Genomic DNA, 19289 nt, shown 5'->3' with positions numbered 1-19289 from the left:
GGATTACGGTGACGGCATGGGTCTGGTCTCCGCCTGGGTGCTCGTCACCCTCACCGCACTGGTCGCGCTGGGGCTCGCCGCCTCGGCGTGGCGGCTCGCGCGCCGCGACGTCCCGTCGTCCTCCGGGCGGGCCCGGTGACCGCGCCCGTCCCGCCGGGCCTGCCCACCGGTCCGGTCGCCGGGCCGACCGAGCTGCCGGTGGCCGACACGGTCGACGTCCGGGAGGGGCCCGAGGTCGCGCACGAGCTGCTCTCGGTGCTGCCGCTGCTGGGCGAGTGGCACGGCGAGGGCCAGGCCGCCGGCGCCGGGGGTGACCACCGCTTCGGCCAGTGGGTCCGGTTCGCCCACGACGGCCGGGACTTCCTGAGCTACGACTCCCGCACGTGGCGGCTCTCCGACGACGGCCGGGTCGTCGGCCCCGACCAGCGCGAGTCCGGGTTCCTCCGCCCGCGCGGCGAGGACGAGGTGGAGCTGCTGGTCAGCTCCCCGGCCGGCCTGGTGGAGATCTACGTCGGCACCGCCCGGACGACGACGAGCTGGGAGCTCGACACCGACGTGCTGGCCCGCACCCCCGACCACCCCGACACGAGCCGGGCCAAGCGCCTCTACGGCATCGTCGAGGGGGCGCTGCTCTACGCGATCGACCGGGCCGCCGGCGACCAGCCGCTCCGGCCCACCATGTCCGCCCGACTCGAGAGGATCCGCTGACCTCCGTGAGCGCTCCCGCCCAACCCCGCACCCCCCGCCAGGTGGCCGACGCCTACGTCGACGCCGTCTGCGACCTCGACCCGATCGTGGCCACCGCGCTGGGCACCCGTCCCGGGGACGACCGGCTGCCCGACACCACCCCGGCGGGGCTTGAGGCGGAGGCCGAGCTGCTCCGCCGCACCCTCGACGGGCTGGACCGGGTGCTGGCCGCGGACCCCTCGCTGGACGACGACCCGGTCGAGCGGCGCTGCGCCCGGCTGCTGCGCGAGCGGCTCACCGCGGCCCTCGAGCTGCACGAGGCGGGGGAGGACCTGCGGCAGGTGTCGAACCTGTTCTCCCCGGTGCACTCGATCCGCCAGGTGTTCTCGATGATGCCCACCGGGTCGGTGGAGGACTGGGCCGTGCTCGGCCGGCGGCTGGCCCGCGTGCCGGAGGCCTACCGGGGCTACCGGGAGACGCTGACCGCGGGTGCCGAGCGCGGGCTGCTCGCCGCCCCGCGGCAGGTGCAGACCGTCGTCGGCCAGCTCGACGAGTGGCTGGCCGACCCCTACTTCGCCGGGGTGGTCGCCGGCGGCCCGGCGGAGCTGCGGACCGAGCTGGACGAGGCGGCCGCGGCCGCCGACGCCGCCGTGGCCGAGGTGCGCGACTTCCTGCGCGACGTCTACGGGCCGCAGACCGAGGGGACGCCGGACGCGGTCGGCCGCGAGCGGTACGCCCGCTTCGCCCGCTCCTGGAACGGCTCGGACCTGGGCGCCGGCACCGGCCTGGAGGACGCCTACGCCTGGGGCTGGGCCGAGCACCAGCGGATCCTGGCCGAGCAGCGCACCGAGGCGGAGAAGGTGCTGCCCGGGGCCACCCCGATGGAGGCGATGCGCTGGCTCAAGGAGCACGGCGAGGCCGTCGAGGGCGTCGAGGCCATCCGGGTGCGGCTGCAGGCGATGATGGACGAGGCGATCGAGGCCCTGGACGGCGTGCACTTCGACATCGCCGGCCCGGTCCGCACCGTGGAGGCGATGATCGCCCCGCCCGGCAGCGCCGCGGCGCCGTACTACACCCGCCCGGCGCAGGACTTCTCCCGCCCGGGCCGCACCTGGCTGCCGACGCTGGGCCAGGACCGCTTCCCGCTGTGGGACCTGGTGTCGACCTGGTACCACGAGGGCGTCCCGGGCCACCACCTGCAGCTGGCCCAGTGGGCCTACGTCTCGCAGGACCTCTCGTCGTACCAGACCTCGCTCGGCTCGGTCGGTGCGAACGTCGAGGGCTGGGCGCTCTACGCCGAGCGGCTGATGGACGAGCTGGGCTTCCTCACCGACCCCGGCGCGCGGCTGGGCTACCTGGACGCCCAGCAGATGCGCGCCGTCCGGGTGGTCGTGGACATCGGCATGCACCTGGAGCTGCCGATCCCCGACGACGCCGAGGGCGCGGTCGCCGAACACCGCGGCAAGCCGTGGACGCCGGAGCTGGCCCGGGCCTTCTTCGGGGAGAACTGCGGCCGGGACACCGCCTTCCTGGACAGCGAGCTGGTGCGCTACCTCGGCATGCCCGGGCAGGCGATCAGCTACAAGCTGGGGGAGCGGGCCTGGCTGGAGGGCCGCGCGGCGGCGCGGTCGGCGCGCGGCGCCGACTTCGACCTCAAGGCCTGGCACATGGCGGCGCTGTCCCAGGGCAGCCTCGGCCTCGACGACCTCGCCGACGAACTGGCCCAGCTGTAGTCCCGCGCGCTGCTCAGGCATAGGTACCAATACCTGCGTTTCGGGGCGGGATCCGCACGTATTGGTACCTATGCCGGTGTAGGGGCCCCTCATCAATCGGGGGCGTCGACCGGGGGTGGGTTGACCTGGTCGGCGTCCCAGGTGATGCGGTGGGTGAACTCGGCGGGGAGGCCCTCGAGGTCCGGGCGGGCGAGCACCTCGGCGATGCAGGCGGCGCTGCCGGCGACGTAGCTGCTGACCAGGTCGACGTCGGTGGCCACGCACCAGGCCCGGTCGGCCGGCCACCACAGGTTCGCGCTCTGCTCGAACGGCTCGGCGGCCATGTTCGCCGCGGCGAGCTCGATCGGGCCGTTGACCAGCCAGTACTCGCAGCGGGGCAGGCTGAGCGTGGGGTGGTCGGTGATCACCGCGCCGCCCTCGGCCACGGCGAACCAGCAGACGTCGGCGGTCGTCGTCCACCCGGTGAGCACCTGCACCAGGCGCTCGGCGACGGGGGAGGGCAGGTGGCCGCGGGCGGGGGCGCCGTGCCACAGCGGCGACTGGTCGTCGTTCTCGAAGTACTCCATCGACCCGGTCACCGAGCCCCACTGCATGAGCGGGTGCGGGGTCGTGCCGTTGGCCGCGGCGACCGACGCCCAGGGGACCTCGACGTCGTCGTCCCCGACGTAGCGGACGGCGGGGTGGAAGACCCGGGCGACGGCCTCGAAGGACGCCGGGACGAGCGCGGCGACGGTGTCGGGCTTAGCGCTCTGCGCGGACTCGGCCAGCCAGATGCCGGCGGAGGTGTCCAGGGCGACGGAGCGTCCGGCGAACTGCACGGTCGCCTCCACCCCCAGACAACGGACAACCCCCGGGCTGCTCCGCGGCGCTGCCCCCACCGTAGTGGGAGAGCGGCACACGGGCCGACTGGACAACGTCGGCAGCCCGGGGGTCGGGTGACTGTCCGGTTCTCGCTCGCCGCCATCGACGGACGGGCGGGATGCCGTCGTTCAGCTTCCGGCGGGGCTGCGCAGAGGCTGAACGGGCGGCCCATCTGGACGGCGGCTAGCGGACAGCCACCTCACGCGTCCTGTAAGTCATCAACTTCGGGACCACCTCCTCTCTCGTGTACCCAAACCGTACGACGGGATCGGGAGGTCGGCAACGAGGTTCTCTCAGCTCTCGGCGGACGGCCGCTGGTAGACGTCCGGCACGCCGTCGCCGTCGTCGTCCCGGGCCTCCTGCTCGGCGACCAACCGGTACCGGCGGTCGCGCAGCCGGAGCAGCACCGAGGCCAGCAGCGCGGCCAGGAGCGTCCCGGTCAGGACGCCGACCTTCACGTGCTCGTCGCGCAGCGAGCCCACCCCGAACGCCAGCTCGCCGATCAGCAGCGACACCGTGAAGCCCATGCCGCCCAGCACGGCCAACCCGATCACGTCGAGCCAGCCGAGCGCCGGGTCCAGCTGCGCCCGGGTGAACCGGCTCACCAGCCAGGTGGCGCCCGCGATGCCCACCGTCTTCCCGACCACCAGACCGACGACGATGCCGATCGCCACGCTGTCGGACAGCGCGGCCCCGAGCCCGGAGAGGCCGCCCACGGTCACGCCGGCGGAGAAGAAGGCGAACACCGGGACGGCGAAGCCCTGCGAGAACGGCCGGACCCGGTGCTCGAGGTGCTCGGCCAGCCCGGGACCCGCGTCCGGCCCGCCGGCCGCCTCGCTGCGCACCACCGGCACGGTGAACGCCAGCAGCACCCCGGCCACGGTGGCGTGCACGCCGGACTCGTGCATCAGCACCCAGGCCACGGCGGCCAGCGGCAGCAGCAACCACCACGACCTGACGCGCTTCTGCACCAGCACCCCGAACAGGGCGATCGGCACCAGCGCCAGCAGCAGCGGTACCACCTGCAGCGTCGAGGTGTAGAAGACGGCGATGATCGTGATGGCCAGCAGGTCGTCGACGATCGCCAGGGTCAGCAGGAAGGTGCGCAGCCCGGTGGGCAGGTGCGTGCTGATCACCGCGAGGACGGCGAGGGCGAAGGCGATGTCGGTCGCGGTGGGGATCGCCCAGCCGGTCAGCGCCCCACCCCCGGCGCGCAGGTTCACCAGCGCGTAGAGCAGCGCGGGCACCACCATGCCGCCCACGGCCGCCGCGACCGGCAGGGCAGCCTTGCGCGGGTCGCGGAGGTCACCGGCGACGAACTCGCGCTTGAGCTCCAGGCCCGCGACGAAGAAGAAGACCGCCAGCAGGCCGTCGGCCGCCCAGGTGCCCAGTGACAGGTCCAGGTGCAGCCCGAGGAGGTCCGACGGGCCGACGACGGTGTCGCGCAGTGAGTCGTAGGCACCCGACCACGGGGTGTTCGCCCACACCAGCGCGATCAGCGCGCCGATCATCAGCAGGACGCCGCCGACGGTCTCCTTGCGCAGGACGACGGCCAGCCGGCTGGCCTCGGTCCACGAACCGGGGCTGAACAGGCGGGTGGGCACGGTCACGGGGCGGCTCCGGGGTGCGGGGTCGGCTGAGGAGTTGCCGACCAGACTTCCCGGCGCACCGGGGGAGAGCCTACCGGGCGAGCAGCTCCGCCACCCGCGCGGTGAGGCCGGCGTCGTCGCGCTGCACGCCGTCCAGCCGGGTCACGCGTGCGGCCCCGCGGATGCCGGAGAGCAACCAGACGGCGTCGGCCTCGTGCAGGTCGGCGACCGTGCCCGCGGTGACCGCGGTCGGCCAGCCGTCGGCCTCCGCGCGCGCGAACAGCCGGGCCTGGGTGGTGCCGGCGAGGATCCCGGTCTCCACCGGCGGGGTGTGCAGCCGGCCGTCGGCGGCCCACACCACGGTCGAGGTCGGGCCTTCGAACAGCCGGCCCTCCAACGACGTGAAGACGACGTCGTCCGCGCCGGCGGCGTGCGCGTGCCGCTGCGCGGCCATGTTCACCGCGTAGGACAGCGTCTTCGCCCCGCCCAGCAGCCACGGCGCGGTCGCCCGGAAGTCCGCGGGCACGCCCAGGGACAGCGTGACGACGGCGATGCCCGTCTCGCGCTGGCGCAGCGTCTCGGCCGGGACGGCGGCCAGCAGCGCCAGCAGGGTCGGCGGCTCACCTGCACCGAGACCGCGGGTCAGGAAGACCCGGCAGGCGCCGTCGACGTCGGCCGGCCAGTCCGCGGAGGCCGCCGCGACCAGGGTGCGCACCGCCTCCTCGCCGGGGTGGGTGAGCTCGAGCAGCTCGGCCGAGCGGCGCAGCCGGGTGAGGTGGGCGTCCAGGTGCGGCGTCCGCCCGCCGGTGACCAGGACCGACTCGAAGACCCCGTCGCCCCGGCCCAGGCCCTGGTCGAAGGCGGTCACCACCGGTTCGTCGGGAGCTACCGCCCGCACCGTGCCGTCGGTCCAGAGGGCCACCCGCCGCAGAGCCGTCACGCCCCCCACCCTGCCGTACCGGAGATCTAGGCTCGGCAGCGTGTCGGGACCGGAGAGCGCGCCGCCGCTGGCGGCGCAGCTGCGGGCCCGCGGGCTGCGGCTGACCAGCCAGCGCCAGCGGGTGCTGGCGGCGGTCGCCGCGTTGGAGCACGGCACGCCGGAGGAGATCCACGCCCGGCTCCGCGAGGAGGCCGGCCCCGGCGGTGCCGCGCCGGACACCTCCACCGTCTACCGGACCCTCGAGCTGCTGGAGCGGCTCGGGCTGGTGTGGCACACCCACCTGGGCAAGGGTGCGCCGGTCTACCACGCCGCCCAGCACCCGCACCTGCACGTCGTCTGCCAGTCCTGCGGCCAGATCAGCTCGGCCGACCCGGCGCTGCTCGACGGTGCGGCGGAACGTCTGGCGGCCGACCTGGGTTTCACCGTCGACGTGGGCCACGTGGCGCTGTCCGGCACCTGCCGCGCCTGCTCGGAGAAGGAGAACCACCCATGAGCTCCCCCCTGCTGCAGCGCCCCGGCGCCGTCGCCCTCGACCTGGCCGGCGGCGGCACCGTCGCCGCGCACTACGGCGAGCCGCTGCCCGAGCAGCGCCGGCTGGCGGAGGGCGCCGGGCTGGTCGACCGCAGCGACCGCGACGTGCTCGCAGTCCCCGGTGCCGACCGGCTGAGCTGGCTGCACTCGCTCACCAGCCAGCACCTCGAGCGGCTGGGTGACGCCACCGGCTCCGAGGCGCTCGTCCTCTCCCCGCACGGCCACGTCGAGCACCACGTCGTCCTCACCGAGCTGGCCGGGACCACCTGGGGTGATGTCGAGCCGGGCACCGGGGCCGCGCTGGTCGAGTTCCTGCAGCGGATGCGGTTCATGCTGCGGGTCGACCCCGAGCTGGTCACCGACCGCTGGGCGCTGCTGTCGCTGGTCGGGCCGCAGGGCGACGCCGTCCTGACCGCCGCCGGCTGGCCGGTCCCGGTCGAGCCGTACGCCGTCCTCGCGCTGCCCGGTGGTGGCTGGGTGCGCCGGATGCCGGCGATCGGCGACGGGACGGCGGCCGTGGTCGACCTGCTCGTGCCGCGCGGGGAGCTCGCCGCCCGGGCCGACGAGCTGCTGGGCGCCGGAGCCGTGCTGGCCGGGCTGGACGCCCATGAGGCGCTGCGGGTCGAGGCCCGCCGCCCGCGGGCCGGGGTCGACTCCGACCACCGCACGATCCCCAACGAGCTGGAGTGGCTGCGCACCGCCGTCCACCTGGAGAAGGGCTGCTACCGCGGCCAGGAGACGGTCGCCCGGGTGCACAACCTGGGTCGCCCGCCGCGGCGGCTGGTGCTGCTGCACCTGGACGGGATGAGCGAGACGCTGCCCGCACCCGGCACGCCGGTGACCGCCGGCGCCCGTGAGGTCGGCCGGCTGGGGACCGCCGTCCGCCACCACGAGCTGGGCGTCATCGCGCTCGCGCTGGTCAAGCAGTCGGTGACGGCGGAGACGGCGCTGAAGGTGGGCGAGGCGGTGGCCGCGATCGACGCCGGGGACACCGCGCCGGAGCCCGACGCGGCCGTGGCGGCGGCCCGTGACCGGGTCAAGGCCGTCCGGTCTGCGACGATGCACCCCGAGACGACGCGTTCGTGAGCATCGCAGCGAGCGCCAGCGAGTGAGGAGCGGAGCGGTTGCGGAGTCGAGGTGCGCAATCGTGAGACCCGGCACCCTCGTGACGCTCGCCCCCACGGGGGCCGAGTCGGCGAAGGCGGACGTCCCGGCGCTGCCGGTCACCGTCGACGAGGTGGTGGCCACCGCCCGGGACTGCCAGGCCCTCGGCGCCGCCGTGCTGCACCTGCACGTCCGCGGCACCGACACCCGCCCCACGCTGGACCTGCCGCGGGTGCGCGAGGTGGTCGCCGCCGTCCGGGAGGCCACCGACCTGGTCGTCCAGCTCTCGACCGGTGGGGCCGTCACCGACCCGGCCGAGGCCCGGCTCGCGGTGCTGGACGCCGCACCGGACGCCGCCTCGCTGTCGCTGGGCACGGTGAACTTCGGCCGGGACGTCTTCTACAACCCGTGGGACCTCATCGTCGAGCTGCACACCCAGATGCAGCAGCGGGGGATCGTGCCGGAGTACGAGGTCTTCGACCTCGGCCAGCTCGCCACGCTCGCCCGGTTGCTCGACCGGCACGGCACGCCGCACGGTGGCCACGTGCACGTCGACCTGGTGATGGGCGTCCCCGGCGGCATGCCCGGGACGACGGCCGCGCTGGCCGCCTGCCTGCCCGCCCTCCCGCCGGGCGCGACCTTCGCCGCCACCGGCGTCGGCCGGACGTCGCTGCCGGTCATGCTCGCCGCGCTGTCGGCCGGCGGGCACCTGCGGGTCGGCATGGAGGACACCCTCACGTACGCGCCGGACGAGCCGGTGCGCGACAACGCCCAGCTGGTGGCCCGGGCGGCCGGGCTCGCCCGGATCGCCCAGCGCCCGCCGCTCACCCCGTCCGAGGCCCGGCAGCTGCTGGGCATCCCCGAACCCGTGGAGGTCCCGCGATGACTGCTCCCACCTCTGCCGCCGGCGGCGCCGGCGTCGACGAGCTGCTCGACCCGTCGTTCCTCGCCGGCGTCGAGGACCTGCCGATGGCCGACGTCCGCGCGCTGCGGCACCGGGCCGAGCAGGAGGAGGTCAACCTCTCCTTCACCCGGCGGCTGCTGCAGGGCCGGCTGGACATCGTCCGGCGCGAGCTGCAGCGCCGCGCCGAGCACGACGGCCGCTCGCTGGTCGACCTGCTGCCGGAGATCCTGTCCGAGAAGGGCCGCGGGCCCGCGCACGGCCTCGGCCGGCACCAGACGGTGCAGCCCACCTCGCCCGAGCAGTTCGAGACCTGGGTGAACGGGCTGACCCCGGGCGTCGACCTCTCCGACGTGCCGTCGCTGCCCGACGCCGGCCTGGAGCAGGCCGCCCGGGCGCTCGGCGCGGGCGAGCGCAGCCTGTCCGAGCGGCGCCGCGGGGTCCAGCAGGTGATGGACACCGTCGCCGGCGAGCTGGCCCGCCGCTACCGCGACGGCCTCGCCGACGTGGCTCAGCTGCTGGCGGACGAGTCCCGCCACGGATGAACGGAAGGACCCCGTCCTCCTCAGCACTCGCAAGCTCGCGCCGAGCCTCTGGACGGGGCCGGCCACTCTCCCGCACTGATGGAGGAACTGATGTCTGCGTGGCCGGGGAACCCCGTGCTGGTCGAGGTGCGGCGTGGGGGGCTGGGCACGGAGGTGCTCGAGTCGGTGCACCGGGGCGCGCTCGTCGTCCTGGGGGCCGACGGCAGCCCGCTGCTGGAGGTCGGGGACGTCGCCCGGCCGGTGCTGCCGCGCTCGTCGAACAAGCCGGTGCAGGCCACCGCGCTGCTCGCGGCCGGCTGGCGGCCGCGCAACGACCGTGAGCTGGCGATCGGCGCCGCCTCGCACAACGGCGAGGACGGGCACGTCGAGCTGGTCGCCTCGCTGCTGTCGGCGTCCGGGCTCGGGCCCGACGACCTCGGCTGCCCGCCGGCGCTGCCGCAGCACGAGGCCACCCGGGCGCAGTGGCTGGTCGCCGGCCGCGCACCGGAGCGGCTGGCGATGAACTGCTCGGGCAAGCACGCCGCGATGCTGTCGGCCTGCGTGGCCGCCGGCTGGCCGACCGCCGGCTACCTCGAGCGCGACCACCCGCTGCAGCAGGCCATCGAGGCCCGGCTCGGTCAGGCCTCCGGGGAGCCGGTCGCCGCGGTGGTCACCGACGGCTGCGGCGCACCGCAGCACGCGCTGTCCCTCACCGGGCTGGCCCGCGGCGTGCTGTCGCTGGTCCAGGCCCCGTCCGGGACGCCGGGCCGGCTGGTCGCCGACGCGATGCGCGCGCACCCGTGGCTGGTCGCCGGCACCGGGCGCGAGGACACCGACCTGATGGGCGCGGTCCCCGGTCTGCTGGTCAAGGGCGGGGCCGACGGCGTGCACGTCGCCGCGCTGCCGGGTGCCGGGGCGGTCGCGCTGAAGCTGGACGACGGGGGTGAGCGGGGGCGCACCCCGGCGCTGGCGGCCGGGCTGCAGCGGCTGGGCGTGCCGGCCGGGACGTTGTCCCGCTGGCTGACCACGCCGGTGTCCGGCGGCGAGGGCGTGGTGGGGGACATCCGCGCCGCGGACGCGCTGCGCTGAGCGGACTGCTAGCGGTCTGCTTGCAGGAGCTAGCACTTCGGGTTACGCTCGTCCTGTGCAGCGACCCACGGAGTTCGTCCGGGACCAGGTGACCGCGGTCCGCGAGACCGTGGCCACCGCTGCCCAGTCTGCCGCGGCCGGCGCCTCGACCGGGGCGTCCACCGTGGCCTCGTCGGTCCCGGCGGTCGGGTCCCAGGTCGGCGACTTCATCCGCACCCAGCGCAGCGCCGCCCAGGTGTCGCTGCGCGAGCTCGCCCGGACCGCCGGGGTGAGCAACCCCTACCTCTCGCAGGTCGAGCGCGGGCTGCGCAAGCCGTCCGCGGAGATCCTCGCCCAGATCGCCCGGGGCCTGAAGATCTCGGCCGAGACGCTGTACGAGCAGGCCGGCATCCTCGACCGCCGGTCCGGCACGGCCGGCACCGTGGCCGCCATCCGCGCCGACGAGGCGCTCTCCGAGCGGCACAAGGCCGTCCTGCTGGAGCTCTACGAGACCTACGCCCGCGAGCACGCCGCCCAGGCGGCGCGCGAGCCGGCGAGCACCCCGCACCCCACCCCGACGTCCCAGGAGGAGACGGCATGAGCCGCACCGACACCCTGAAGTCCTACGGCGAGACCCTCGTCGACACCGGCCGCACCGGCCTGCTGGCCGCCATCGGCGCCGGCGACGTGGCGGTCGACGCCGCCGTGGACCGCGCCCGCGCCGTCTTCGGCACCGTGCGCACCCGCGCCGAGGCGCTCCCCGGCGAGGCCCAGGTCCAGGCGGACCTGGCCGCCAAGGAGGCCCGGACCCGCGCCGAGCAGGCCCGCGAGCGGGCGTCCCGCGCCGCCGCCGAGGCCCGCGCCCGGGCCGCCCTGGCCCGCAGCCAGGCCGAGGACGCCGCCACCCAGGCCCGCGCCGCGGTGACCAGCGCCGCTGCCACCGTCCGCCCGGAGACCGTGCTCGGCACCGTCACCGGCCTGGTGGAGAGCGCCCGCAACCAGGCGCTGGCCGCCATCGCCGAGCTCGCCGGCCGCGGCGAGAAGGTCGTCGACGAGCTGCGCACCCAGCCCGCGTTCCGCAAGGTCGTGGCCCGCACCGAGCGCGCCGTCGACGCCGTCGAGGACACCCTCGAGGACGTGCTGGAGGAGACCGCCGAGACCGTCGGCAAGGCCTCCGACGAGGTGACCTCGGTCGCGCAGAAGACCAAGGCGCGCACCGACAAGGCCGTCGACGAGGTGACCGACGAGGTCCGCGAGGCCGCCGCCGGCACCAAGGCCGGCGTCCGCGCCGTCGCCGAGCCGGAGACCACCGCCCCGGTCGAGGGCGTCAGCGTGCCGGTGCCGGCCACGACCCGGGCCACCGCCCGGAAGACGGCCCCCAAGGCCCCGGCCAAGGCCCCCGCGAAGGCCCGGGCCAAGAAGGCGACCGCCGGCACCACGCCGGTCCCGGACCCGACCGCCGTCCCCGCGAAGAGCACTCCCGCCAGCTGACGGCGGGCCCCCGGACGGGGGCCCGCCCGCACGGCACCGACGCCCCGGTCCCCGCCTCGTGCGGGAGCCGGGGCGTCGTCGTCTCCCCCGGAGGGGGCAGTCCCGGTCGGGGTCGGCCGCGTCTTGCCGGGCGCGCCTATCCTCGACGGCATGGCTTCCTTCGACGGGCTCATCAACCTCGTCGTCTACTACGGCACCCTCGCGCTGGCGGTGTGGGCCTTCGTGGACGCGGTGGTCCGCCCCGCGGCCGCCTTCGTCGCCGCCGGGAAGCTGACCAAGCCCGCCTGGCTGGCGATCACCGGCATCGCGACGCTCATCCTGCTGTGGCAGGGCCCGCTCAGCTTCCTGGGCCTGCCCGCCGTGGTCGCCGGCGTCGTCTACCTGGTCGACGTGCGGCCGGCGGTGCGCGGTCTGCGCCGGGGCAACTCCAGCTGGTGAGCCCGCCGCTCCCGGGGGGAGCGGGTCAGTACCGGTCGTCGGCGGGCATGACCACCCACAGCACCAGGTAGGCGATGAACTGCGGGCCGGGCAGCACGCACGAGACGACGAAGGCCACCCGGAGCCCGGTCCGGGACAGCCCGAAGCGGCGCGCGAGGCCGGAGCAGACGCCGGCGATGACCTGGTGGCGGGTGTCGCGGGTGAGCCGGCGGGACACGGGTGCGGTCATGCCCCGACCCTACGGCCGGTCGAAGATGCCCGCCGGTGGCTGCGGTGAGGGCTGCGCGTCCGCATCGGTGACCGGCGCGGCCTGCCCGACGAAGCGGACCAGCTCCTCGTCGCTGACCACCCGCGACGGCATCGGGTCGCCCGCGCAGCGGCGGGTCAGCCCGGCGATCGGCAGCTCGGCGTCCGACGCCACCGCGACCGTGTTGCCGAACCGGCGGCCGCGCAGCGTCCCCGGCTCGGCCAGCAGCGCCAGGTGCGCGAAGACGGTGCGCAGGGTGGCCGTCTCGGCGCGCACGAAGCGCAGCGGCGGACCGTCGGAGACGTTCCAGGCGGTGACCCCGCCGGGGCGCAGCACCCGGGCGACGTCGGCGGCGAACTCGACGGTGGTCAGGTGCGCCGGCGTCCGGGCACCGGCGAAGACGTCGACCAGGACGACGTCGGCGCTGGCGTCGGGGTGGGCGGCCAGCCCCTCCCGCGCGTCGGCGGCACGCACCCGGACGCGGGCGCCGCGGGGGAGCGGCAGCTCCCGGCGCACCAGGTCGGTGAGCGCCTCGTCGACCTCCACCACCCGCTGCCGCGAGCCGGGCCGGGTGACGGCGACGTAGCGGGCCAGGGTGAGCGCGCCCCCGCCGAGGTGGACGACGTCGAGCGGCTGCCCCGGCTCGGCGGCCAAGTCCAGCACGTGCCCCATCCGGCGGACGTACTCGAACTCCAGGTGCGTGGGGTCGGCCAGGTCCACGTGCGACTGGGGGACGCCGTCGAGCTGCAGCTCCCACGAGCCGTCGCGGTCGGCGTCGGCGAGCAGCTCCGCCGTCCCCCCGGCGACCTCGGTGCGGCCGGGCAGCGCCGCGAGGTGCGCCCTGTCCCGGCGGCTCACCGCGGGGAGACCGCGGCCCAGCGGACGCTGACCTCGCCGTGCCGCCACCGCCGGGTCGGGCCGACCAGCGGCCAGCCGTCGGCGGCGAGCGCCTCGCAGGCCGCCGCCCAGCGCTGGCGCGGGCCGAACGTCGACAGCCCGGCGGCGGACGCCCAGGCGGCGTCGAACGCGGTGAGGAAGGCGTGCACCGGCTGACCGGGGACGTTGTGGTGGATCAGCGCCTTCGGCAGCCGCTCGGCGAGGTCGGAGGGCCGCTCCAGGTCCGACACCCGGGTGGCCAGCGTGAGCGTGAGCGGCCCGTCCTCGTCCAGCGCCACCCAGGTGCTCCGCCGTCCCCACTCGTCGCAGGTGCCCTCCACGAGCAGCCCGCCCGGCGCGAGCGCGCCGCGCATGGTGTCCCAGGCCCGCGCGGCGGACTCCTCGTCGTACTGGCGCAGCACGTTGAACGCCCGCACCACGACCGGGCGCAGGCCGGCCAGCTCGAACCCGCCGAGCCGGAAGTCGACCCGCGGCGGGTCGCGGTGCTCGGCCACCGCCGCCACCCGCTCGGGGTCGATCTCCAGCCCGACGACCTCCAGGCCGTCGACCTCCTCCCCGAGCCGGTCGACCAGCTCCAGGGTGGTGACCGCCGACGCGCCGTAGCCGAGGTCGACCACCAGCGGCCGGGCCGCGTCCCGCAGCCGGGCGACCTGGGTGCTGACCAGCCAGCGGTCGACCCGGCGCAGCCGGTTGGCGTTGGTGGTGCCGCGGGTGGGCAGGCCGAGCGCCCGGGCGCGGCCGGCGGCCAGCCGCGGCCTGCGGGTCGCGGGCAGCGACGCACGGCGGGTGTGGTCGCTCACGGTGAGCGAGGGTAGTCGCGCGGCCGATTACCGTGGGCGCGTGCAGGAACGCCGAGACGCCGTGCTGGCGGACCTGACCACCCTGTCGGTGGGCGGCCCGATCGACCGGCTGCTGGAGGTCACCACCCGGCAGGAGCTGGTCAGCGCCGTGCGTGACGCCGACGACGCCGGCCGCCCGCTGCTGGTGCTGGGGGGCGGGTCCAACGTCGTCGCGCCCGACAGCGGCTGGCCCGGGGACGTCGTCCTGGTGCGCACCCGGGGCGTGGCGCGCCGGGACACGCCCGACGGGGTCGAGCTCGAGGTCGAGGCCGGCGAGCCGTGGGACGACCTCGTGGCGTTCACCGTCGAGCACGGGCTGGCCGGCATGGAGGCCCTCTCCGGCATCCCCGGGTCGACCGGGGCGACGCCGGTGCAGAACGTCGGCGCCTACGGCCAGGAGGTCGCGGCGCTCATCACGCAGGTGCGCGTCTGGGACCGGGCGGCCCGCACCGAGCGGGTGCTCGGCCCGGCCGAGCTCGGCTTCTCCTACCGGGACAGCCGGCTCAAGGCCCAGCCCGGGGCGCTCGTCGTGCTCGCGGTGACCTTCCGGCTGCGGGCCTCGGACCGGTCGAGCCCGGTCGGGTACGCCGAGCTCGCCCGCACCCTCGGCGTCGAGCTGGGGGAGACCGCCCCGCTGGCCGAGGTCCGGGCCGCCGTGCTCGCGCTGCGCCGGGGCAAGGGCATGGTCTGGGACCCGGCCGACCCGGACTCCCGCTCCGCCGGCTCCTTCTTCACCAACCCCGTCGTCCCGGTCGCGGCGGCCGTGGAGGGCTGCCCGTCGTGGCCGGCCGGGATCGGCGCGGACGGCGCCGCCCAGGTCAAGCTGAGCGCGGCCTGGCTGGTGCAGCACGCCGGCTTCGGCCGCGGCACGCGGGTCGGCCGGGTGGGGACGTCATCGCGGCACAGCCTGGCGCTGACCACCGAGCCCGGCGCCACGGCCACCGAGCTGATGGCCTTCGCCGAGCAGGTGGTCGCCGCCGTCCGGGCCCGGTTCGGCGTCACCCTCGTCCCCGAGCCCACCGCCGTCCGCCCGTAGTTCGGCCCCCGTGCAGGGGCCCGCCGCGAGCTTGCGAGCGGTGGGGGGCACGGGGGTCCTTCATTCGTCGCGGGCGACCTTGTGCTGGGCGGCCTGCGCCCGCGGGCGGACGACGAGCAGGTCGACGTTCACGTGGTGCGGCCGGGTGACGGCCCAGGCGATGCAGTCGGCGACGTCCTCGGCGACCAGCGGCTCGCGGACCCCGCGGTAGATCGCGTCGGTCCGCTCCTGCGACCGGGTGCGGTTGAGGCTGAACTCCTCGGTCTTGACCATCCCGGGGGCGATCTCCACCACCCGCACCGGGTCGTAGACCAGCTCCAGGCGCAGCGTCTCGGCCAGCGTGTGCACCCCGTGCTTGGCCGCGGTGTACGACGCCCCGCCCTCGTAGCTGGTCAGCCCCGCGGTCGAGCCGACGAACACCAGGTCGCCGGCGCCGGAGGCGCGCAGGGCGGGCAGCAGCGCCCGGGTCATCGCCACCGAGCCCAGGACGTTGACCGCGAAGGCCCGCTGCCAGGAGTCGAGGTCGGCCTCGGCCACCGGCGATGCGTCGAACGCGCCGCCGGCGTTGTTCACCAGCACGTCCACCCGGTCCAGGCCCGCGGCGAAGGCGTCGACCGCTGTGGCATCGGTCACGTCGAGCTGCACCGCCCGGCCACCGATCCGCTCGGCCAGCGCGGTCAGCCGGTCCAGCCGGCGGGCGGCCAGGACGACGTCGAACCCCTCCTGGGCCAGCCGTTCAGCGGTCGCGGCACCGATCCCGCTGGAGGCACCGGTGACGACGGCGACGCGGCCCTGACCGGGGAACGCGGCACGGGAGGACGACGGGGGCACGGGGCTGGACATGTGCCCATCCTGGCGTTGTAGGACACTGAGCAGTCGACAGGGGTGTCCCGACCGGGCGCTCGACGGCCCGAGCGGGAGGAGCAGCGTGCCCACGCGTCGCCATCCCCGTCAGCCCACGCCCTGGCGGGCCGCGCCGCCCCCCACCCCGCTCGTCGTGCCCCGGCGGGTCGCCACCCTCTCGGTGCACACCAGCCCGCTGGAGCAGCCCGGTGCCGGTGACGCCGGCGGCATGAACGTCTACGTCGTCGAGGTGTCCCGCCGGCTGGCCGCCCGCGGGATCGCGGTCGACGTCTTCACCCGGGCGACCTCGAGCGAGCAGCCGCCGGTCGTGGAGATGGCCCCCGGCGTCACCGTGCGGCACGTCAGCGCCGGCCCGTTCGAGGGCCTGGGCAAGCAGGAGCTGCCCGCCCAGATGTGCGCCTTCACCGCGGCGGTGCTGCGCGAGGAGGCCCAGCACGAGCCCGGCCACTTCGACGTCGTGCACTCCCACTACTGGCTCTCCGGCCAGGTCGGCTGGCTGGCCCGGGACCGCTGGGGCGTGCCGCTGGTGCACTCCGCGCACACCCTGGCCAAGGTCAAGAACGCCGCGCTCGCCGAGGGCGACGAGCCCGAGCCGCGGGCCCGGGTGATCGGTGAGGAGCAGGTGGTCGCCGAGGCCGACCGGCTGGTGGCCAACACCGCCGAGGAGGCTCGGCAGCTCGTCGACTTCTACGGCGCCGACCCCCGCCGCACCCTGGTCATCCCCCCGGGCGTCGACCTGCAGGTCTTCCGCCCCGGTGACCAGCAGCGCGCCCGGCAGCGGATCGGGGTGCCGGCCGACGCCGTCGTCCTGCTCTTCGTCGGCCGGATCCAGCCGCTCAAGGCGCCGGACATGCTGCTGCACGCCGCGGCCCGGATGCTCGCCGACGACCCGGCGCTGCGCGCGCGGCTGCAGGTGCTCGTCGTCGGTGCGCCCAGCGGGTCCGGGCTCGCCGAGCCGCAGCGGCTGCAGGAGCTCGCCGTCGCGCTGGGCGTCACCGACGTCGTCCGCTTCCTGCCGCCGCAGCGGCCCGAGCGGCTGGCCGACCACTACCGGGCGGCCGACGTCACCGTCGTGCCCAGCCACAACGAGTCCTTCGGCCTGGTGGCCCTGGAGGCGCAGGCCTGCGGCACCCCGGTGGTCGCCGCGGCCGTGGGCGGGCTCTGCACCGCGGTCGACGACGGCGTCTCCGGGCTGCTGGTGCCCGGCCGGGACCCGGCCGACTACGCGGCCGCGATCCGCCGGGTGATGGTCCGCCGCCAGCTGCTGGGCGCCGGTGCCCGCCGGCACGCCACCGCGTTCAGCTGGGACCGGACCACCGACGCGCTCGTCGACGGGTACGCCGCGGCGATGGCCGAGATGCGCGCCGCCCGCCCGCTGCTGCGGCCCGCCGCGGAGCTCCGGCGCAGCGCCGTGGGGCTGCTCGGCCGATGAGCGGGCACCGCGTCGCCGACCTCGACGCCGTGATCGAGGAGACGCTGCGCGCCGCCGAGCTGGAGTACGAGCACCCCGGGCCGGGCCGGTTCGTGGTCACGCTGCCCGGGGTCAAGAAGCTCAAGACGCTGGTCGGGCTCACGGTCGGCGACCACGGGTTCCGGGTCGAGGCGTTCGTGTGCCGGCAGCCGGACGAGAACCGCGAGCAGCTGTGGGCCTGGCTGCTGCAGCACAACGCCCGGATGTACGGCGTCAGCTACTCCATCGACACCGTCGGGGACGTCTACCTGACCGGCCGGCTGCCGCACGCGGCGGTCACGGCCGAGGAGATCGACCGGCTGCTCGGCTCGGTGCTGACCTACGCCGACGAGCACTTCAACACCATGCTGGAGATCGGGTTCGGCAGCTCGATCCGCCGGGAGTGGGACTGGCGGGTCAAGCGCGGGGAGTCGCTGCGCAACCTCGAGGCCTTCGCCGCCTTCGCCGACCCCGCCCGGCGGCCGCGGGAGTGAGCACCACCCAGCACCCGGCGGCGACGGCGGAGGAGCTCCCCGAGGGCTACGCGCGGCGGTGGTGGGTGCTGGCCACGATGATCGTCTGCCTGCTGATGGTGATCATGGGCAACACGATCCTCAACGTCGCGCTGCCCACGCTGCAGCGGGAGCTCGCGGCCACCCAGGGCGAGCTGCAGTGGGCGATCGACTCCTACATCCTGGTCTTCGCCGGGCTGCTGTTCAGCTGGGGCGTGGTCGGTGACCGGATCGGCCGGCGCAAGGTGCTGCTGGCGGGGCTGACCATCTTCTCCGTCGGCTCCGTGCTGGCCGCCTTCAGCGGGTCGGCGATCGAGCTGATCGCCTGGCGGGCGCTGATGGGCGTCGGCGGCGCGGCGGTGCAGCCGGCCACGCTGGCGGTCATCACCAACGTCTTCCCGGCGGGCGAGCGCGGGAAGGCCATCGGCATCTGGGCCGGCGCCGCGGGCATCGCCGTCGCCGGCGGGCCGCTGGCCGGCGGCCTGGTGCTCGAGCACTTCTGGTGGGGCGCGGTGTTCCTGCTCGGAGTCCCGGTCGCCGCACTCGGCGCCGCCGGCATCCTGCTCGTCGTCCCGGAGTCGAAGGACCCCTCGCCGGGCCGGCTGGACGTGCCCGGGGTGCTGCTGTCGATCGCCGCCCTGGTGGCGCTTGTGTTCGGGATCATCCGCGGCGGCGGCGGAGCCGGCTGGGGGTCGCCGGGCGTGCTCGGCCCGCTGCTCGCCGGGGCGGCGCTGCTGGCGGTGTTCGTCTGGTGGCAGCGGCGCACCACCCACCCCGCGCTGGACGTCACGCTGTTCCGCAACCCGGCCTTCTCCGCCTCGGCGGGCGCGCTGGCGCTGAACTTCTTCGCGCTTCAGGGCGCCACCTTCTACCTGGTCTTCTACCTGCAGGGGGTGCGCGGCTACTCGCCGCTGCAGAGCGGCGCGGCGCTCATCCCGGTGGCCGTCGGGATGGCGGTCATGGCGCCGCAGAGCTCCCGGCTGGCCGCCCGGTTCGGGCCGAAGCTGGTGGTGGCGACGGGGTTCCTGCTGGTGGCGGCCTCCTTCGCCGGCATCCAGCTGCTCGACCAGACCGCCCCGCTGTGGCTGGTGCTCGTCGACCTGGCCGTGCAGGGCTGCGGGATGGGCCTGGTGCTTGCCCCGGCGACCGAGGCGATCATGGCCGTCGTCCCGCGGGAGAAGGCCGGCGCCGGGGCCGCGGTCAACAACTCCGTCCGCCAGGTCGGTGGCGCCCTCGGGGTGGCCATCCTCGGTTCGGTGATGGCCTCGGCGTACGCCACCCGCCTCGGCGACGCCGTCGACGGGCTGCCCGAGGGCACCCGCGAGGAGGCCCGCGAGTCGATCGTGGCGACCCTCGGCGCCGTCGAGCAGGCCCAGGGCGGGGACGTCGAGGCGGCCCGGTCCGCGGCAGCGGTCGTCGACCCCGCCCGGGAGGCCTTCGTCGGCGCCATGCACCTCACCGCGCTCGGCACGGTGGCCGCCGCGCTGGTCGCGACGACGGTGGTGCTGGTCTGGATGCCCGGGCGGCTGCCGCACCGCTGAGCGGCCGCCCGGCGGGTGCCCGCGCCGGTCGGGCAG

General features: G+C 75.9%; 22 protein-coding genes. 15 read left to right on the top strand and 7 right to left on the bottom strand.

The window, feature by feature from the left end; genetic code table 11:
* Positions 1–16: 16 nt before the first annotated feature.
* From MODMU_RS30180 to MODMU_RS23885, 3 genes are read left to right on the top strand one after another with little or no spacing between them, the layout of a single operon-like run.
* Complete coding sequence (locus MODMU_RS30180; protein ID WP_014742973.1) at positions 17–139, top strand: hypothetical protein; 123 nt, start codon at positions 17–19, stop codon at positions 137–139.
* Complete coding sequence (locus MODMU_RS23890; RefSeq protein ID WP_014742972.1) at positions 136–708, top strand: heme-binding beta-barrel domain-containing protein; 573 nt, start codon at positions 136–138, stop codon at positions 706–708. Before MODMU_RS30180 ends, MODMU_RS23890 begins: the two co-directional genes overlap by 4 nt.
* A gap of 5 nt (positions 709–713) precedes the next feature.
* On the top strand, positions 714–2420 hold the full coding sequence (locus MODMU_RS23885; RefSeq protein ID WP_041795584.1) for a DUF885 domain-containing protein: 1707 nt from the start codon (positions 714–716) through the stop codon (positions 2418–2420).
* A 92-nt stretch (positions 2421–2512) separates the two neighbouring features.
* Here the strand turns inward: MODMU_RS23885 and MODMU_RS23880 are convergent, their stop codons facing one another.
* From MODMU_RS23880 to MODMU_RS23870, 3 genes are all read right to left on the bottom strand, one after another.
* Complete coding sequence (locus tag MODMU_RS23880) at positions 2513–3238, bottom strand: hypothetical protein (RefSeq protein WP_051144268.1); 726 nt, start codon at positions 3236–3238, stop codon at positions 2513–2515.
* Between the two features lie 336 nt (positions 3239–3574).
* The gene (gene nhaA / locus MODMU_RS23875) at positions 3575–4891 is read right to left on the bottom strand and encodes a Na+/H+ antiporter NhaA (RefSeq protein ID WP_014742969.1); all 1317 of its coding nucleotides are present in this window, start codon (positions 4889–4891) and stop codon (positions 3575–3577) included.
* Between the two features lie 70 nt (positions 4892–4961).
* A complete protein-coding gene (locus MODMU_RS23870; protein ID WP_014742968.1) occupies positions 4962–5810 on the bottom strand; it encodes an aminotransferase class IV in 849 nt (282 codons plus the stop codon).
* Positions 5811–5850: 40 nt separating this feature from the next.
* Here MODMU_RS23870 and MODMU_RS23865 point away from each other — a divergent pair, with 40 nt between their 5' ends.
* The 8 genes from MODMU_RS23865 to MODMU_RS23830 all read left to right on the top strand — a co-directional run bounded on the left by MODMU_RS23865 (position 5851) and on the right by MODMU_RS23830 (position 11867).
* A complete protein-coding gene (locus tag MODMU_RS23865; protein WP_014742967.1) occupies positions 5851–6303 on the top strand; it encodes a Fur family transcriptional regulator in 453 nt (150 codons plus the stop codon).
* Entirely contained in the window at positions 6300–7427 is a 1128-nt protein-coding gene (ygfZ, locus tag MODMU_RS23860; protein ID WP_014742966.1) for a CAF17-like 4Fe-4S cluster assembly/insertion protein YgfZ, read from the top strand. Before MODMU_RS23865 ends, ygfZ begins: the two co-directional genes overlap by 4 nt.
* A 61-nt stretch (positions 7428–7488) precedes the next feature.
* A complete protein-coding gene (locus tag MODMU_RS23855; protein ID WP_014742965.1) occupies positions 7489–8331 on the top strand; it encodes a beta-keto acid cleavage family enzyme in 843 nt (280 codons plus the stop codon).
* Positions 8328–8891: an RsiG family protein gene (locus MODMU_RS23850; RefSeq protein WP_014742964.1), complete on the top strand. Its 564-nt coding sequence runs from the start codon at positions 8328–8330 to the stop codon at positions 8889–8891. The genes MODMU_RS23855 and MODMU_RS23850 overlap by 4 nt, the downstream gene beginning before the upstream one ends.
* A 90-nt stretch (positions 8892–8981) precedes the next feature.
* Entirely contained in the window at positions 8982–9959 is a 978-nt protein-coding gene (locus MODMU_RS23845; protein WP_041797565.1) for an asparaginase, read from the top strand.
* A 55-nt stretch (positions 9960–10014) separates the two neighbouring features.
* Complete coding sequence (locus tag MODMU_RS23840; protein WP_014742962.1) at positions 10015–10539, top strand: helix-turn-helix domain-containing protein; 525 nt, start codon at positions 10015–10017, stop codon at positions 10537–10539.
* A complete protein-coding gene (locus MODMU_RS23835) occupies positions 10536–11429 on the top strand; it encodes a hypothetical protein (protein WP_014742961.1) in 894 nt (297 codons plus the stop codon). Before MODMU_RS23840 ends, MODMU_RS23835 begins: the two co-directional genes overlap by 4 nt.
* 150 nt (positions 11430–11579) lie before the next feature.
* On the top strand, positions 11580–11867 hold the full coding sequence (locus MODMU_RS23830; protein WP_014742960.1) for a DUF2516 family protein: 288 nt from the start codon (positions 11580–11582) through the stop codon (positions 11865–11867).
* A 25-nt stretch (positions 11868–11892) separates the two neighbouring features.
* Here MODMU_RS23830 and MODMU_RS23825 read toward each other — a convergent pair whose 3' ends face one another.
* From MODMU_RS23825 to MODMU_RS23815, 3 genes are read right to left on the bottom strand one after another with little or no spacing between them, the layout of a single operon-like run.
* Positions 11893–12096: a PspC domain-containing protein gene (locus tag MODMU_RS23825; RefSeq protein ID WP_014742959.1), complete on the bottom strand. Its 204-nt coding sequence runs from the start codon at positions 12094–12096 to the stop codon at positions 11893–11895.
* Positions 12097–12105: 9 nt separating this feature from the next.
* On the bottom strand, positions 12106–12972 hold the full coding sequence (locus MODMU_RS23820; RefSeq protein WP_014742958.1) for a spermidine synthase: 867 nt from the start codon (positions 12970–12972) through the stop codon (positions 12106–12108).
* Positions 12969–13811: a class I SAM-dependent methyltransferase gene (locus MODMU_RS23815; RefSeq protein ID WP_014742957.1), complete on the bottom strand. Its 843-nt coding sequence runs from the start codon at positions 13809–13811 to the stop codon at positions 12969–12971. The genes MODMU_RS23820 and MODMU_RS23815 overlap by 4 nt, the downstream gene beginning before the upstream one ends.
* 40 nt (positions 13812–13851) lie before the next feature.
* Here MODMU_RS23815 and MODMU_RS23810 point away from each other — a divergent pair, with 40 nt between their 5' ends.
* Positions 13852–14886: a UDP-N-acetylmuramate dehydrogenase gene (locus MODMU_RS23810; protein WP_014742956.1), complete on the top strand. Its 1035-nt coding sequence runs from the start codon at positions 13852–13854 to the stop codon at positions 14884–14886.
* Between the two features lie 60 nt (positions 14887–14946).
* Here the strand turns inward: MODMU_RS23810 and MODMU_RS23805 are convergent, their stop codons facing one another.
* Positions 14947–15729, bottom strand: coding sequence for an SDR family oxidoreductase (locus MODMU_RS23805; protein WP_014742955.1), 783 nt, complete (start codon positions 15727–15729; stop codon positions 14947–14949).
* An 85-nt stretch (positions 15730–15814) separates the two neighbouring features.
* On the opposite strand from MODMU_RS23805, the gene mshA reads away from it, so the two are divergent.
* The 3 genes from mshA to MODMU_RS23790 are packed head-to-tail and all read left to right on the top strand — an operon-like array spanning position 15815 to position 19253.
* Positions 15815–17182 (top strand): D-inositol-3-phosphate glycosyltransferase, encoded by a 1368-nt coding sequence (gene mshA / locus MODMU_RS23800; protein WP_231851714.1) that lies wholly within the window; start codon positions 15815–15817, stop codon positions 17180–17182.
* A complete protein-coding gene (locus MODMU_RS23795) occupies positions 17179–17694 on the top strand; it encodes a type III secretion system chaperone family protein (RefSeq protein ID WP_014742953.1) in 516 nt (171 codons plus the stop codon). The genes mshA and MODMU_RS23795 overlap by 4 nt, the downstream gene beginning before the upstream one ends.
* Positions 17691–19253 carry an MFS transporter gene (locus tag MODMU_RS23790; RefSeq protein ID WP_014742952.1) on the top strand — a complete coding sequence of 521 codons (1563 nt, stop codon included), beginning with the start codon at positions 17691–17693 and terminating at the stop codon, positions 19251–19253. Before MODMU_RS23795 ends, MODMU_RS23790 begins: the two co-directional genes overlap by 4 nt.
* The last annotated feature ends 36 nt before the right edge of the window (positions 19254–19289 follow it).

It is taken from the genome of Modestobacter italicus, assembly GCF_000306785.1.
GTDB classification, from domain to species: Bacteria; Actinomycetota; Actinomycetes; order Mycobacteriales; family Geodermatophilaceae; genus Modestobacter; species Modestobacter italicus.
This window is presented reverse-complemented; position numbering and strand designations above follow the sequence as displayed.

What these genes read in the sequence shown, in the direction of transcription:
- MODMU_RS30180 (WP_014742973.1), top strand. Translation starts at nt 17, where the DNA reads ATGGGTCTGGTCTCCGCCTGGGTGCTCGTCACCCTCACCGCACTGGTC.
- ygfZ (WP_014742966.1), top strand. Translation starts at nt 6,300, where the DNA reads ATGAGCTCCCCCCTGCTGCAGCGCCCCGGCGCCGTCGCCCTCGACCTG.
- MODMU_RS23850 (WP_014742964.1), top strand. Translation starts at nt 8,328, where the DNA reads ATGACTGCTCCCACCTCTGCCGCCGGCGGCGCCGGCGTCGACGAGCTG.
- MODMU_RS23845 (WP_041797565.1), top strand. Translation starts at nt 8,982, where the DNA reads ATGTCTGCGTGGCCGGGGAACCCCGTGCTGGTCGAGGTGCGGCGTGGG.
- MODMU_RS23835 (WP_014742961.1), top strand. Translation starts at nt 10,536, where the DNA reads ATGAGCCGCACCGACACCCTGAAGTCCTACGGCGAGACCCTCGTCGAC.
- MODMU_RS23830 (WP_014742960.1), top strand. Translation starts at nt 11,580, where the DNA reads ATGGCTTCCTTCGACGGGCTCATCAACCTCGTCGTCTACTACGGCACC.
- MODMU_RS23825 (WP_014742959.1), bottom strand. Translation starts at nt 12,096, where the DNA reads ATGACCGCACCCGTGTCCCGCCGGCTCACCCGCGACACCCGCCACCAG.
- MODMU_RS23805 (WP_014742955.1), bottom strand. Translation starts at nt 15,729, where the DNA reads ATGTCCAGCCCCGTGCCCCCGTCGTCCTCCCGTGCCGCGTTCCCCGGT.
- MODMU_RS23795 (WP_014742953.1), top strand. Translation starts at nt 17,179, where the DNA reads ATGAGCGGGCACCGCGTCGCCGACCTCGACGCCGTGATCGAGGAGACG.